Annotated in this window: 16 protein-coding genes and 1 riboswitch; of the genes, 12 read left to right on the top strand and 4 right to left on the bottom strand. The window is 69.5% G+C overall.

Annotated features, from left to right (window positions below):
* Window positions 1-40: 40 nt before the first annotated feature.
* Both FCI23_RS29935 and FCI23_RS56770 read right to left on the bottom strand, forming a co-directional pair.
* Window positions 41-703, bottom strand: a complete 663-nt coding sequence (locus FCI23_RS29935) for a hypothetical protein (RefSeq protein WP_246144157.1) — start codon at window positions 701-703, stop codon at window positions 41-43.
* A complete protein-coding gene (locus FCI23_RS56770; RefSeq protein WP_169316990.1) occupies window positions 700-867 on the bottom strand; it encodes a hypothetical protein in 168 nt (55 codons plus the stop codon). Before FCI23_RS56770 ends, FCI23_RS29935 begins: the two co-directional genes overlap by 4 nt.
* Window positions 868-1,063: 196 nt before the next feature.
* On the opposite strand from FCI23_RS56770, the gene FCI23_RS29940 reads away from it, so the two are divergent.
* Window positions 1,064-2,161: a PP2C family protein-serine/threonine phosphatase gene (locus FCI23_RS29940; RefSeq protein ID WP_246144158.1), complete on the top strand. Its 1,098-nt coding sequence runs from the start codon at window positions 1,064-1,066 to the stop codon at window positions 2,159-2,161.
* Window positions 2,162-2,587: 426 nt separating this feature from the next.
* A riboswitch (cyclic di-AMP (ydaO/yuaA leader) is annotated at window positions 2,588-2,725 on the top strand.
* 12 nt (window positions 2,726-2,737) lie between these two features.
* Complete coding sequence (locus FCI23_RS29945; RefSeq protein WP_246144160.1) at window positions 2,738-3,931, top strand: M23 family metallopeptidase; 1,194 nt, start codon at window positions 2,738-2,740, stop codon at window positions 3,929-3,931.
* 167 nt (window positions 3,932-4,098) lie between these two features.
* Here the strand turns inward: FCI23_RS29945 and FCI23_RS29950 are convergent, their stop codons facing one another.
* A complete protein-coding gene (locus FCI23_RS29950; protein ID WP_136727069.1) occupies window positions 4,099-4,869 on the bottom strand; it encodes a DUF6227 family protein in 771 nt (256 codons plus the stop codon).
* A gap of 461 nt (window positions 4,870-5,330) precedes the next feature.
* Between FCI23_RS29950 and FCI23_RS29955 the strand changes: the two genes are divergently transcribed.
* The 8 genes from FCI23_RS29955 to FCI23_RS29990 all read left to right on the top strand — a co-directional run bounded on the left by FCI23_RS29955 (window position 5,331) and on the right by FCI23_RS29990 (window position 11,195).
* Complete coding sequence (locus FCI23_RS29955; protein ID WP_136727070.1) at window positions 5,331-6,356, top strand: alpha/beta fold hydrolase; 1,026 nt, start codon at window positions 5,331-5,333, stop codon at window positions 6,354-6,356.
* A gap of 312 nt (window positions 6,357-6,668) precedes the next feature.
* Window positions 6,669-7,154 (top strand): YbjN domain-containing protein, encoded by a 486-nt coding sequence (locus FCI23_RS29960; RefSeq protein ID WP_136727071.1) that lies wholly within the window; start codon window positions 6,669-6,671, stop codon window positions 7,152-7,154.
* A gap of 85 nt (window positions 7,155-7,239) precedes the next feature.
* Window positions 7,240-7,461, top strand: coding sequence for a helix-turn-helix domain-containing protein (locus FCI23_RS29965; protein WP_136727072.1), 222 nt, complete (start codon window positions 7,240-7,242; stop codon window positions 7,459-7,461).
* The gene (locus FCI23_RS29970) at window positions 7,458-8,069 is read left to right on the top strand and encodes a Clp protease N-terminal domain-containing protein (RefSeq protein ID WP_136727073.1); all 612 of its coding nucleotides are present in this window, start codon (window positions 7,458-7,460) and stop codon (window positions 8,067-8,069) included. The genes FCI23_RS29965 and FCI23_RS29970 overlap by 4 nt, the downstream gene beginning before the upstream one ends.
* A 124-nt stretch (window positions 8,070-8,193) precedes the next feature.
* Window positions 8,194-8,691: a MarR family winged helix-turn-helix transcriptional regulator gene (locus FCI23_RS29975; protein WP_136727074.1), complete on the top strand. Its 498-nt coding sequence runs from the start codon at window positions 8,194-8,196 to the stop codon at window positions 8,689-8,691.
* 232 nt (window positions 8,692-8,923) lie between these two features.
* The gene (locus tag FCI23_RS29980) at window positions 8,924-9,664 is read left to right on the top strand and encodes a DUF4142 domain-containing protein (protein ID WP_246144162.1); all 741 of its coding nucleotides are present in this window, start codon (window positions 8,924-8,926) and stop codon (window positions 9,662-9,664) included.
* 47 nt (window positions 9,665-9,711) lie between these two features.
* A complete protein-coding gene (locus FCI23_RS29985) occupies window positions 9,712-10,191 on the top strand; it encodes a DinB family protein (RefSeq protein ID WP_246144164.1) in 480 nt (159 codons plus the stop codon).
* A 92-nt stretch (window positions 10,192-10,283) separates the two neighbouring features.
* Window positions 10,284-11,195 (top strand): PfkB family carbohydrate kinase, encoded by a 912-nt coding sequence (locus FCI23_RS29990; protein ID WP_136727076.1) that lies wholly within the window; start codon window positions 10,284-10,286, stop codon window positions 11,193-11,195.
* Here the strand turns inward: FCI23_RS29990 and FCI23_RS29995 are convergent.
* Entirely contained in the window at window positions 11,192-11,782 is a 591-nt protein-coding gene (locus FCI23_RS29995) for an MFS transporter (RefSeq protein WP_169316992.1), read from the bottom strand. The two genes, FCI23_RS29990 and FCI23_RS29995, sit on opposite strands and share 4 nt — an antisense overlap.
* A 176-nt stretch (window positions 11,783-11,958) precedes the next feature.
* Here FCI23_RS29995 and FCI23_RS30000 point away from each other — a divergent pair, with 176 nt between their 5' ends.
* Window positions 11,959-12,279 carry an ArsR/SmtB family transcription factor gene (locus tag FCI23_RS30000; RefSeq protein ID WP_136727078.1) on the top strand — a complete coding sequence of 107 codons (321 nt, stop codon included), beginning with the start codon at window positions 11,959-11,961 and terminating at the stop codon, window positions 12,277-12,279.
* A complete protein-coding gene (locus FCI23_RS30005; protein ID WP_136727079.1) occupies window positions 12,272-12,736 on the top strand; it encodes an SRPBCC family protein in 465 nt (154 codons plus the stop codon). Before FCI23_RS30000 ends, FCI23_RS30005 begins: the two co-directional genes overlap by 8 nt.
* The last annotated feature ends 2 nt before the right edge of the window (window positions 12,737-12,738 follow it).

The following is a 12,738-nucleotide window of genomic DNA, read 5'->3' on the forward strand; positions in this document are numbered from 1 at the left end:
GGCGTTTGAAGGCCACGGACCGGGGGCAAACCCCACCGGTCTACGGGTCGGCCAGCCGGTTCAGCCTCTCCTGGAAGAGGTCGAGGCGCGCCTGGAGCAGCGCCGCCTCGGCCGCGAGCTGCGGAAGCAGCAGGTCAGGGCCTACGGCACGATCGGGCGCCGCGTCGGTCGTCAGCATCACGGCCGGCCCCGCGAGCCGGGCGAACTCCGGGAACGGCAGCAGCTTCAGCCCCGCCGCGCAATTCCGGCAGGTCGCCGCGACAGCCCGCCAGCCGGGCAGCCCGGTGCCGGCGTATCTGAAGGCCTCGGCCGGACGCCCGCAGCCGCAGCTGCCTACCCGTACGGACCGTATGCGCTGCCGGGCGTAGCGCATCCCGCGCTCGTACCGGGTGTACGCGCCGAGCACGCTGACGGTGAGGACGACCGCCTCCTGGCAGTCGGTCGCGCAGGTCAGCGCCTGTGCCTCGGCTGACGAGTGCAGGCAGTAGAAGCCGCAGTCGCAGCCACGGGCGGGGCTGAGATGCCGCCGCCCGTAGCCGCACCGGGCGTCGTCCACCGTCCCGTACACGAGCCGGCCGCCGAGTGAGACCCCGCGGAAGCCCACCCGGGTGCCGTCCCCGGACAGCATCGGGAACGCGACCTTGTATCCGGTGGGCGGTACGGCGGGACGCTCCTCCGGCAACCGCTTCCGGAACAGAGTCACCGGATCTCGGCCACGGGCTCCTCGTAGGCCTGGGGGACGGTCACGGTGTCCGGTGCCGCCCCTTCCGCGGCCTTGGCCATGACCCGGGCCAGGCCGGACTCCACTTCCGTGTCTGTTTCCACTTCTTCGGCGAATCCGGTGGCGAGTGCCTTGCCGAGTTTCATGGCAGCCTCCTGCAGATGTGGGCGCTCCCAGCATGGTGACCCAGCCGCACGGCTCCGCACCAGAGCGCCTCCGTCGCGCGGTGTCCACACCAGTGTCGCCCGGCCGGTTACGCCCGGCTCGCCGGAGGCGCCCACAGCTGCCAGCCTGGAGGTGCGGCCTTGGGATGCAGACGGGGCGAACGAGCAGGAGCACCAGGTGGGGAAGGGACCCGATGAGGGCGACGCCGGCCTCATGCTGCGCTGGCTACCGGCGCTGCTCATCGTCGGCGGGGTGATCTTCGACCTCACGACGCCGGTGGAGTTCACCGCCTCGCCGCTGTTCGCCGCGGCGCCCATGGTCGCCGCGGCGCTGCTCCCGCTGCGGACGACCCTGGCCGCCGGAGCGGCAGCCTGTGTCGCCGCCGTCGGGCTGGCGGCCTACCACGGTGTGCTCGCCGAGAGCGCGCAGCTGGCCGAGATCGCGACCGTGGCCACGGTCTCCTTGCTCGCGGTCCTCATCACCCAGATCGCCCGCCGCGGCGACCGCCGTTTGCGCTTCGCCCGCTCCATCGCGACCGTCGCCCAGAGCGCCGTACTCCCGCACCCGCCCGCCCGGCTCTCCGGGCTGACCGTCGCCGCCCGCTACGTCGCCGCCCAGTTGGACGCCCAGATCGGCGGCGACCTCTACGCCGTCCAGGACACCCCCTACGGCGTCCGGGTCATCGTGGGCGACGTACGCGGCAAGGGCATGGCCGCCGTGGCGGTCGTCGCCGTCGTCGTCGGCGCCTTCCGCGAGGCGGCCGAGCACGAGCCGGACCTCGCCGCTCTCGCCGCCCGCCTCGAACGCGCCCTCGAACGCGAGGCCCAGGCCCGCCCCGGGGACCTCGAAGAGGCGGAGAGCTTTGTCACCGCCGTCCTCGTCGAGCTCCCCCTCGACGCCGCCACCGCGGGCGACCAGATCCGCGTCGTCAACCGCGGCCACCCGTCCCCGCTCGTCCTGCACCCCAACGGTCGCGTCACCCGCGTCGACCCCTCCCAGGCCGCCCTGCCCCTCGGTATGACCGGCCTCGCCCACTGGCCCGACGTCATCGACACCGCCGACTTTCCGGCCGGCGGCATCCTCCTCCTCTACACCGACGGCGTGACCGAAGCCCGCGACGGCGCCGGCCGCTTCTACGACCCGGAAGCCCGCCTCATCGGCCTCCTCTTCCCCGGCCCCGACGCCATGCTCGACTCCCTCCTCGCCGACATCGCCCGCCACACCGACGGCGCCAACGCCGACGACATGGCCCTCCTGGCGATAACCCGCCGTTAGCGCCTGGCCGGCCGATCTCCGGCTCCGCGATCTCCGGCTCCGGTCCTGCCTTGCCGGGGTCCTTCGCCGCGGTGGTCCCGCCACCGCCGGACTGCGCCGTTCCCATTGCTGCCCGCCGCGGCGGGCAGGGCCTGAACGTATCTCCGTGGCCGGGGAAGGCGCGACGTGACCGGGCAGCCGACCGCCGTTCCATCGCCGTCGCACCGCACTCTCACCCTGCGTGATCGAATCACTTCATTCCGCATAACAGCTGATCCACAGTTACCTCACCGCCTGATCACAGGGCCTGCCCGAAATTATCCCCATTGACCGCTCCATCCACATAGATTCATGCTGCGAACTGGTCGAAGCGGCTTGGAAAAGACCTTCGGCTCTATTAACGTTCGATAACGCAGCGCGGTTGTCACCGTCTTGACCAAGGGCGGTACCGTGCGCTTGTCGAATCCCGTCCGCGGGAACCGGGGAACCATTTCTTGGGGTGAATCGGACATCGTGAGATGCCCGTAGGAGACCTTCCTGCTCCGAACCCGTCAGCTAACCCGGTAGACGAGAAGGAAGGAAAGGGGAACCGCCCGAGTGGCGTCGAAAGAGTCTGCCCTCATACCCACCCAGCCGCAGTCCTACGACTACATGGACTACGAGGAGTGGGACACCGGCGAATGGAACGTGGCCGCCGGCTGGGAGCCCCCGGTCACCGCCGCGGAGGAGCAGGTCCCGCCGACCCGGGGTTCCATCGACGGCTGGGACACCGGCCAGTGGAACATGGCTGCCGGCTGGGCCGAGTTGGCCAGGGCAGAAGCCGCCGCGGCCGAGGCCGGGACGCCCGAGACCGAAGAACTCCCCGCAGCGTTCCAGGCACCGGCATGGGCTTCGGACTCGGAGCCGCAGGAGCTGTGGAACCCCACCGAGGAGTCCACCGCTCCCGTACGGGGCCGTCACCGCGTCGCCAAGCAGCGCACCCTCGGCCGTGGTTCGGCCGTGTTCGGTGTCGCCGCCGCCGCGGTCCTCGGTGTCGGCGGAGTAGCGGCGGCGGACGGGCACAGCCCCATCGCCGTATCGCTCCCGGACCTTCCCGACGCGGTGGCCAATGTGCCGGTCCTCGGCTCGCTCGTGGCCGACAGCAATGCCGTTGCCGCCGCCTCCGCCCCCGGCGACACCCTCGGCCTGAACGCCGGCGAGGTGCTCCGCACCCGCATTCTCAACCAGGCCCAGCAGCAGCAGACCGCCGCGGAACAGATCAAGACGGCCTCCGCCGAGCGCTCCGCAACCAAGGCCGCCGCGGCGGCGAAGGTCCGCCAGGAGGCCGCCGCCAAGAAGAAGGCGGCAGCAGAGGCAGCGAAGAAGAAGGCCGCGGCGGCCGCGGCCAAGCTCGCCGGGAGCTACGTCAAGCCGGTTGCCTCCTACACCCTTACCGCCGGCTTCGGGGAGACCAGCTCCCTGTGGGCCACCATCCACACCGGCCAGGACTTCGCCGCCCCCACTGGCACGCCGATCAAGGCCATCCACAGCGGCACCATTACCTCCGCCGGTTGGGCGGGCTCGTACGGCTACCGCATCATCGAGACCCTGGATGACGGCACCGAGCTCTGGTACTGCCACCAGTCGTCGATGATCGTCACTTCCGGCAAGGTCACCACCGGCCAGACCATCGGCCGCGTCGGCGCCACCGGCAATGTCACCGGCCCGCATCTCCACCTCGAGGTCCGCCCCGGCGGCGGCGCCCCCATCGACCCGATGCCCTGGCTCCGCGCCAAGGGCCTGGTGGTCTGAAGCGGCACCCCCGCGGGTCGCCGGTGAGCCGGTTCCTCCCGGGGGTCAGCCCGCAGGTGAAATACTTCCGCCGGGACGCGTGCCGGGACGTGTGCCGGGCTGCGTACCCGGACGGGTGCCGGGACGCCCAGCGGGGCGTCCCGCGGGGCGACTGACCGCGCCCGGTCTCACGGCGCCTCCAGTCGCAGGTCCGCCGCATCGCAGGCGGCCGCCTCGTCCTCGTAGACCTCGCACACCGGCTTGCCGTCCGGCGTCATTGTGTGCTCCACCTCCCACAGGCTGACCTCCTCCCCGTCCGCCAACAGGAACGCGTGCTCGTAGAGGGTCCAGCCCACCACCCTGCCGTCGATCCGGCTGCACCGGTTCGTCACATACGAGATGTGGTGCGCCCGCGCCATGATCAGCCGTTGCCGGATTTCCGCCTCCGGCCATGTGTCCACGTTCTCCGCCCGCCTCAGCACCCGCCATGCGTGCTCGGCCGAATGGTCCTCGTCGTAGCTCCTGCGCATGGGCGGCATCTCCGGCGGGTGCGGCAGCCGCGCCGCCCACTCCGTGGCCTCCGTGTCCAGGTCCTCGGGGGTGGACTCGCCGAACCTGTAGTCGATCACCCGCTGGGCGTGCGCCATCGCCTCCGGCTCGGCGTACACCTCGTACAGCAGCTCGTCGTCCTCGCCGGTGTTGTGCTCCACCTCGTACAGCACCAGGCTGCTGCCGTCCCCCAGCAGAAACGTGTGCCGCAGCGTCCGCCGCCCCAGCTCCCGTGGCGGCCCGTTATGCTGCCGGCACGACGCCATTTCCGTGTGGTGCATCAACGCCGCCCCCAGGCGTTCCACCACCGCGTCGTCCAGTTCGAACGCATTCTGCGCCCGCCCCAGCAGCCTCTTGACCAGCTCTTCCGGCTCTTCCGGCTCGTTGCCACCTGCTCGCGAGTTCCCCATGCGGTCCTCCCACTAACCGTGCAGCCCGGCCCCGCTTGCTACCGCGTGCACACAGCGTAGTGGTGCGGGGGCACTGTGTGGTTATCTTCGTGGAAGAATCTCTCCGGGGTCCGAAGCCGGCGGCGGACCTCGGTCAGCGGGGTGAGCAGATCGATGCTGACGGCGGGATCGCGCAGCCGTTCAGGCAGCGGCAGGGAGAGCGGGCGGTGCGCCGGGTGCGGGAGGCGGTGCTCATGGACCTATAGGTATCCGCATGGACTGCCCGTGACGCCTCATGTCACCCATTCGGCCTACGCGGCCCGGCGGTCTGGATCGTGTCCCCGCAGCGCGGGTGGGCCAGAGCGAGCAGGGCCTCATTCCCTCCAGGTCAGGCTGTTTTGCCGTACTGGCAACAATATTCGCGTCAGCCAGGGCGCGACCCGCACGATCGTGGCACCAGGGAAAAGCCTTGAGGAGGAAGCATGTCGCAGCCCACCCGTCCGTCGTCCGTGCCGTGGCCGGACGTGAAGCACCGGTTGGTGGACGCGCCCGGTGGCCGTATCCACCTGGTGGAGCAGGGCACCGGCCCGCTGGTCCTCCTCGTCCACGGCTTCCCCGAGTCCTGGTACTCCTGGCGCCACCAGCTCCCGGCGATCGCCGAGGCAGGCTTCCGTGCGGTCGCCATTGACGTACGCGGCTACGGACGCTCCTCGAAGCCCAGCGAGGTGGAGGCGTACCGGATGCTCGCCCATGTCGCCGACAACGCCGCCGTCGTGCATGCCCTCGGCGAGGAGTCCGCGGTGATCGTGGGCCACGACTGGGGCTCGGCCATCGCCGCCAACACCGCTCTGCTCAGGCCCGACGTCTTCACGGCCGTCGGACTCCTCAGCGTTCCCTACTCGCCCCGCAACGGGTACCGCCCCACCGACGCCTTCGCCCGGATCGGCGGGGACGAGGAGTTCTACGTCAGCTACTTCCAGACGCCCGGCCGGGCCGAGGCCGAGATCGAGCCCGACGTCCGCGCCTGGCTGGCCGGGTTCTACGCCGGGCTCTCCGCCGACACCATGCCGGCGGCCGGTGAGAGCCGCTTCTTCTTCGTCCCCAAAGGCGCGAAGCTCGCCGACCGCTTCACCGGCGACACCCTGCCGTCCTGGCTCACCGAAGCCGACCTTGATGTCTACGCCGGCGAGTTCGAGCGGACCGGACTGACCGGAGCCCTCAACCGCTACCGCAACGTCGACCGGGACTGGGAGGACCTCGCCGCCTGGGACGGGGCACCGATCACCCAGCCCTCGCTCTTCATCGGCGGGGAACTCGACGCGTCCACCACCTGGATGGCCGACGCCATCAATGCCTACCCCGTGACGCTTCCCGGCCTGATCTCCTCGCACATCCTCGAAAAGTGCGGCCACTGGATCCAGCAGGAACGCAGCGACGAGGTCAACCGGCTCCTGGTCGGGTGGCTGCAGGCCCTGCCTGCCCAGGAGTGGCCGCACGCATTGCCGTAGAGGCCTCCCGGCGCGAAGCCGTCCGCAGCGGAAGCCGTACGAGCCGGCCGTGTGCCGCGTGGTCATGACCGGGGGCTCGTCGCACCGCTCGTCGAGGTCGCGAAGACGATCATCATGGCCGCCGAACACAGCCTGTGCCGGTGACGGAGCGCGAGGCCTTCGTACATCCGGGCGCGGGGGAGGGATATCTGTCAAAGGACCAGGCGACCAGCGGGCTGGTGCCCTACGGTGAGTAACCACTGAAGCGGGACAGAACATGGACCGCTTTCGAACTGGCTGTCAAGTTTCACAAGCCAAGGGGGTTCCTGACCGGTGCTGACGCTGCTCAAGATGGTCCGGGCCATGCTTGCCGAGTACGGGTGGAGCCTTTTGGAGCTTCCGGCCGAGGTCGGCCTCGGCTCCGGCCTGGGCCCCGGGCCCGGCCTCGCGACCACGATCACGGCCGCGGGCGCCTCGTGGCCCCTGGTGATCCTGGCCGATGAGCAGGAACGCGTACTGCTCTGCTACTCCATCTGCCCCCGAACCGTGCCTTCCGATCGGCGTTCAGCCGTGGCCGAGGTGCTGACCAGGATCAACCACGGCCTGCTGATCGGCACCTTCGAGCTCGATCTCGACGACGGCGAGGTCCGCCTGCGCACGAGCCAGGACGTAGGGCACGCCCCACTCACGGCCCACTTGGTGCGGTCCCTGGTGGGACGGAACATCGCCAACGCCGAGCGCCACTTCCCGACCGTCGAGTCGGCGATGACGGCCCCGGGCCCGGGCCAGGGGGCCGCTGAAGAGCTGCGCCGGCCGTGACATCGGCGGCTGTCGCCGCGACCGGAAATCTCTCTTCGTCAGCATATGTTGACGCACTGGAGCTCGTCAGCATATGCTGACGGGTATGGAGAGCACACTCGAAATCGCCCAAGGCGCCGCCAGCAACGACCCGGACACCGGGTTGCGCGCGGTCGCCGCCCTGCGAGCGCTCACCGAACGGCTGGAGGTCCTGCAGGTCGACAACGCCCGGAAACTGGGCTGGTCCTGGCAGGAGATCGCCATCCGGCTCGGTGTCACCAAACAGACCGTGCACCGCAAGCACGGCCACCGGTCCGGGAGGCGATGATGCCCAAACGGTTCAGCGGAGACGCCCGGCAGGTAGTCGTCTGCGCGCAGGAGCAGGCGCGCCGCCTCGGTCATGGCTTCATCGGCTGCGAGCACCTGCTGTACGGGCTCGCTTCCGCCGACGAAGAGGTCGGTGCCGTGCTGCGCGAGCGGGGCGTGACCCCCGATCGCGTCGAGGCGGAATTCGTCCGCCTGACCGGCCCGGAGAACGTCGCCGGGGGCAGCCTGTTCGACGCCCTCGACCGCGACGCCCTGACCACGATCGGCATCGACCTCGACACGGTGCGGGAGCACGTCGAGGCGGCGTTCGGACCGGATGCCCTCGCGTCGCCCGCCGAGACACCACGCCGATGGCGGCGATCGCGTCATGACCGAGGTGCCGTTCGCATCACTGGCCACCTCCCAGTCACCCGTCGGGCCAAGAAATGCCTTGAACGCTCGCTGCGCGAGGCAGAAGCCCTTGCCGGCGGCCACATTGGCGTCGAGCACATGGCCCTCGCGCTTCTCGCCATGGACGACGGCCTGCCACACCGGATCCTGTCGGCAATCGGCACCTCGGCGCCGCACTTGCGGGCCGAGATCCTCGATCGCTACCGGCAGGCCGGTTAGGAGGACTCCGTCCGGATGACCGCACCTTGGTGGTCAAGGTGCGGCTCGCCGGGCTGTGCGCCCCCGAACACCGCTGATGGCCGAACCCCCGCCCCACGGGGGCCCGTACCGATACAAATGAACTATGGCTGTCCGCCCCCCGCCCTCCGATTCCGCCGCGTCCGATGCCGAGGCGATGGTCAGCGCCCTCCTGACCGCATCCCGGCTGCTGATGGCCGTATCGGCCCGGTCGCTGGCCTCGGTGGAGGAATCCCTGACCCTGCCGCAGTTCCGCATGCTGGTCGTACTCGACACCCGAGGACCACTGAACCTGTCCCAAGTGGCCGTGGAACTGGGCGTCCAGCCCTCAACGGCGATGCGCATGATCGACCGCCTGGAGGCGGTCGGCGTGGTCGCCCGCAGTGCCTCGGCCACGGACCGCCGTGCCAGCTTGATCCTGCTCACCGGGCCCGGGCAGCGCGTCGTCTCAGAGGTCACCGAACGGCGGAAGCAGGAGATCGCCGGCATCGTCGACGCCATGCCCCCCGGCCAGCGGCGCCATCTCGTACAAGCCCTACAGGCATTCACCGAAGCGGGCGGAGAGCCTTCGGTCGGGACCATGCCCCTGCCTATGGGATGGTGATCCGGCGCCGGGCAGCACTCAGGCCGCCGAGACAGCGCGGGGCGGATTCTAGGCGCATCGCACCGAGCTCGTCAGCTAAATCAATAAAGTGCAAACTTTGCTCTGTGCAAACTCTAATCTCCCCGTACCCGATACGAACGTGCGGTCCGCCCCTTCAGGGCTCACTCCACAACACAGAGGCAAGGGCGCGACCTGCCTCCGGAGGGCCGCCCCGCAGCAGGAGGCACACACTTTGGCAACCACGCGATACATGATGGGAACCGGACTCGTTGTCGGGGCAGGAGTTCTGACCGTCACCGCGCTGGTCTACCCGGCCATGAAGGGCGTACAGAACGTGGCGTCGAGCGCCGTCGCCCAGACCGTCACCACCCCGTCCGGCCCGCTGACCCCCGACGACCGCACCTTCGTGGTCAAGGTGCGGCTCGCCGGACTGTGGGAGTTCCCCGCAGGGCAGATGGCCGTACAGAAGGGCACCACCGCCGCCGTCAAGACCGCCGGCGAACACCTCATCCAGGGCCACACCAACCTGGACACCAGTGTCCGCGCCATAGCCCCACAGCTGGGTGTCACCCTGCCCAACCAGCCGACGCTACAGCAGCAGGGCTTCCTCGCCACCTTGTCCGCCGCCACCGGGGCGGACTTCGACTCCAAGTTCGCCAACATCCTGCGGCTGACACACGGTCAGATATTCACGGCGATAGCCAAGATCCGGACCACCACCAAGAACAGCCTCGTCCGAGAGCTGGCGGACCAGGCAAACACCACCGTGCTTGACCACATCACGGTTATGGAGAAGACCGGACTGGTCAACTTCGACCAACTCGTCAACCAGGAAACCGCGAGCCCGACCATCGATCCCAACCAGACGGCAGCCCCTTCGCCCAGCCCCGGCGCCCCGGTCGTCATCGTCACCCCGTCCGCGAACGCCTCCCTCCCGCCGGCCGCGACCTCCCCGACGCCGCAGGTCAAATGAACGCCGCGCCATCGCAATCGCGACCGACACCGGGTACGGAGAGCAAAATGCTTCTCTCATACTTGACCGCTCAGCGGGACCACGTGCTCGGAATCCTGGAGGGCCTCGACGAGGAGGCCCTACGGCGGCCGGTGCTGCCGTCGGGGTGGACCTGCCTGGGACTGGTACGTCATCTCGCCCTGGACGTCGAGCGGTTCTGGTTCCGCGCCGTTGTCGCCGGCGAGCAGACCGTCATCGACGAAGTGGCCAAAGCCTCCTCCGACGCCTGGCAAGTCGGGCCGGATGTGCCGGCCAAGACGGTTTTCGACTTGTACCGGCAAGAGATAGGCCTCGCGAACGCCATCATCACGGCTACTCCTCTGGACACCCCACCGGCCTGGTGGCCGGAATTCTTCGGCGACTGGCGGGCCCAGGATCTGCGGCACCTCATCCTGCACGTGATGACCGAGACCGCATGCCACGCCGGTCATCTCGACGCGGCACGCGAGCTCATCGACGGCAGGAGGTGGCTCGTCCTGGACGAATGAAAAGCGTCCTCGCGGCACCCATCCTGGAACTGCTGTCGGTTCGTACACTGACCGCACGACGCCGACGCCGAGGCCGGAGGAGGTGCTGGTCGATGGGACCGGTGAGGCAGCGCCCCAGGGCCTTGTTCGTGGGCCTGTGCACCCTGGACATCATCCAGCTGGTGGATCACGTACCGGGCTCCAACGAAAAACTCACCGCCCGGGATCAGGCGATCGCGGCCGGCGGGCCCGCCACGAACGCCGCCGCCGCTTACAGCCATCTCGGCGGTGCGGCCACACTCCTCACCGCCATCGGAGCGCACCCCCTCGCCGCAGGCATCACAGCCGACCTCGCCGGGGCCGGCGTGGAGATCGTGGACCTGGCAGGGCTGTCGGCCGATCCGCCCACGGTTTCCTCCATCCTGGTGACGGCCGCCACGGGCGAACGCGCGGTCGCCTCGATCAACGCCACCAGCGGACCGCTCCCTGCCCCGGCTGACGTCGACAATCTCATCCGGACCTCCGACGTCCTTGAATTCGACGGCCACCACATGGACCTGGCCATTGCCACAGCCCGCGCGGCCCGTGCCGCGGGCCGCCTGACCGTGTTCGACGGCGGCAGCTGGAAGGACGGTACGCAGGAACTCATGGCGTGGATCGACGTCGCCGTCTGCTCGGCCGACTTCCACCCGCCCGGGACCTCCTCGCCCGAGGAGGCCCTCGCATTCCTGCGGGCCCACGCCGTGCCCTGGGCGGCGGTCAGCCGCGGCGACGCCCCCATCGCATGGGCAGGCCCGGACTCATCAGGCAAGGTCGACGTCCCCCGCACACCCGTCGTCGACACCCTGGGCGCGGGCGACGTCCTGCACGGCGCCCTTACGTACTACCTCGCCGTCACAAAGCGGCTGGACGCCGAAAGTTTCGCCGGAGCGCTGAGCCTCGCGGCCCAAGTGGCGTCCCGGGCTTGCGCCTCCTTCGGCACCCGCTCATGGATGCTTACGGGCGGCACTGACAGCGGCCTCTAAGCCGCGCTCTTCTCGTCGAGGACTTGCTGGGCGGGCAGTTCGCGAAGCGAGCGCAACGGCGACACGACGGCGGTTGACGTACCCGCAAGCATCACGCAGCTGCTGACGATCAACGTGGCCCTGAGTCCGAGCACGGATCCCAGCATGCCCCCTGCCAGGGCGCCGAGCGACTGTCCTCCGTAGGCGAGGAAGCGCCAGGTGGCGTTGGCGCGGGAGAGCAGCGCGGGGGCGATCATGGCCTGGCGGAAGGTCTGCTGGTTGATGCCGTAGATCGAGGGGCCGATTCCCCGTAGGACCTGCGCCAGGAGCAGGATGGAGAACGACAGGGGGAGGGGGCCGGCCGCCGAAGCCACCACCAGGCCCGCTGTCGAGGCGAGGAGCATGCCAGTGATGAAGGCCGGGCCGGGTCCGACTCGTCGTGTGAACCAGGTCGCCATCGTGGCGCCGAGGACGCCTGCCACACCGCTGACGGCGATGGCCGCGCCGACCAGGCCCGGCGACAGATGCAGGTCCCGGACGAAGAACAGCACCAGGACGACGGTCTGCAGCTGGCCTGCGAACGCACTCACGGCGGCTGCGAGTATCACGGCGCGGATGATGCGGTGGGAGAAGACCGCGCGCAGTCCTGACTCCGCGCAAGGTCTGACCGTTCCCTTTCGCCCTCGGCCGAACTCACGCGTTCCCCTGGGGCATGGGGACGGGGCCGAGGCCGAGGCGGGTCCGGCCGCTTGACGTCCAGATCCGTAAGTCGTAGCTTACGTAAGTGGCGACTTACGTAGATGCCTTGTCTGCGCTGGCCGACCCGACCCGGCGGGCCATCTTCGAGCGTCTTGCTGATGGCCCCAAGGCGGTCGGCGAGCTGGCGGAAGGTCTGCCGGTGAGCCGTCCCGCGGTCTCCCAGCACTTGAAGGTGCTCAAGGAGGCCGGACTGGTAGTGGACCGAGCGGTCGGCACGCGGCGTGTCTACCAGCTCAACCCGGCCGGGCTGGGTGCCTTGCGCGCCTACTTCGAGCGGTTTTGGGACCAGGCGCTGGCCGCGTTCGCAGCGGCTGCCGAAGACGAGGGGAAGCAAACACATGACTGATCAGTCAGTCCGCAAGAGTGTGACCGTCAACGCGCCGATCGAGAAGGCGTTCACCGTCTTCACCCAGGGCATGCCCGGCTGGTGGCCCGGGAGCCACCATCTCGGCGGCGACACAGAGCTGAAGGAGGCGGTGCTCGAAGGTAAGGAAGGTGGCCGCTGGTACGAGATCGGCGTCGACGGCAGTGAGTGCGACTGGGGCCGCGTGCTGACGTGGGAGCCGCCCACGCGACTCGTCCTGGCCTGGCAGATCGATGCCACCTGGCACTTCGATGCGCAGCTGCTGACCGAGGTGGAAGTCCGGTTCGTGCCTGAGGGGCCGGACCGCACCCGCGTCGAACTCGAGCACCGCAACCTGGACCGTTTCGGCGACGCACAAGAACAGATCCGCGCCGCGTTCGACTCGCCGGGCGGCTGGCCCGGTCTTCTCGAGAAGTTCGCCCAGGCAGCAGCGGCGTAGTC

The sequence above is a fragment of the Actinacidiphila oryziradicis genome (genome assembly GCF_005047355.1).
Taxonomy (GTDB): domain Bacteria; phylum Actinomycetota; class Actinomycetes; order Streptomycetales; family Streptomycetaceae; genus Actinacidiphila; species Actinacidiphila oryziradicis.

Coding starts and splice junctions, on each gene's coding strand:
- FCI23_RS56770 (WP_169316990.1), bottom strand. CDS start 867: ATGAAACTCGGCAAGGCACTCGCCACCGGATTCGCCGAAGAAGTGGAA.
- FCI23_RS29990 (WP_136727076.1), top strand. CDS start 10,284: ATGGGACCGGTGAGGCAGCGCCCCAGGGCCTTGTTCGTGGGCCTGTGC.
- FCI23_RS29985 (WP_246144164.1), top strand. CDS start 9,712: ATGCTTCTCTCATACTTGACCGCTCAGCGGGACCACGTGCTCGGAATC.
- FCI23_RS29950 (WP_136727069.1), bottom strand. CDS start 4,869: ATGGGGAACTCGCGAGCAGGTGGCAACGAGCCGGAAGAGCCGGAAGAG.
- FCI23_RS30005 (WP_136727079.1), top strand. CDS start 12,272: ATGACTGATCAGTCAGTCCGCAAGAGTGTGACCGTCAACGCGCCGATC.
- FCI23_RS29970 (WP_136727073.1), top strand. CDS start 7,458: ATGATGCCCAAACGGTTCAGCGGAGACGCCCGGCAGGTAGTCGTCTGC.
- FCI23_RS29965 (WP_136727072.1), top strand. CDS start 7,240: ATGGAGAGCACACTCGAAATCGCCCAAGGCGCCGCCAGCAACGACCCG.
- FCI23_RS29955 (WP_136727070.1), top strand. CDS start 5,331: ATGTCGCAGCCCACCCGTCCGTCGTCCGTGCCGTGGCCGGACGTGAAG.
- FCI23_RS29975 (WP_136727074.1), top strand. CDS start 8,194: ATGGCTGTCCGCCCCCCGCCCTCCGATTCCGCCGCGTCCGATGCCGAG.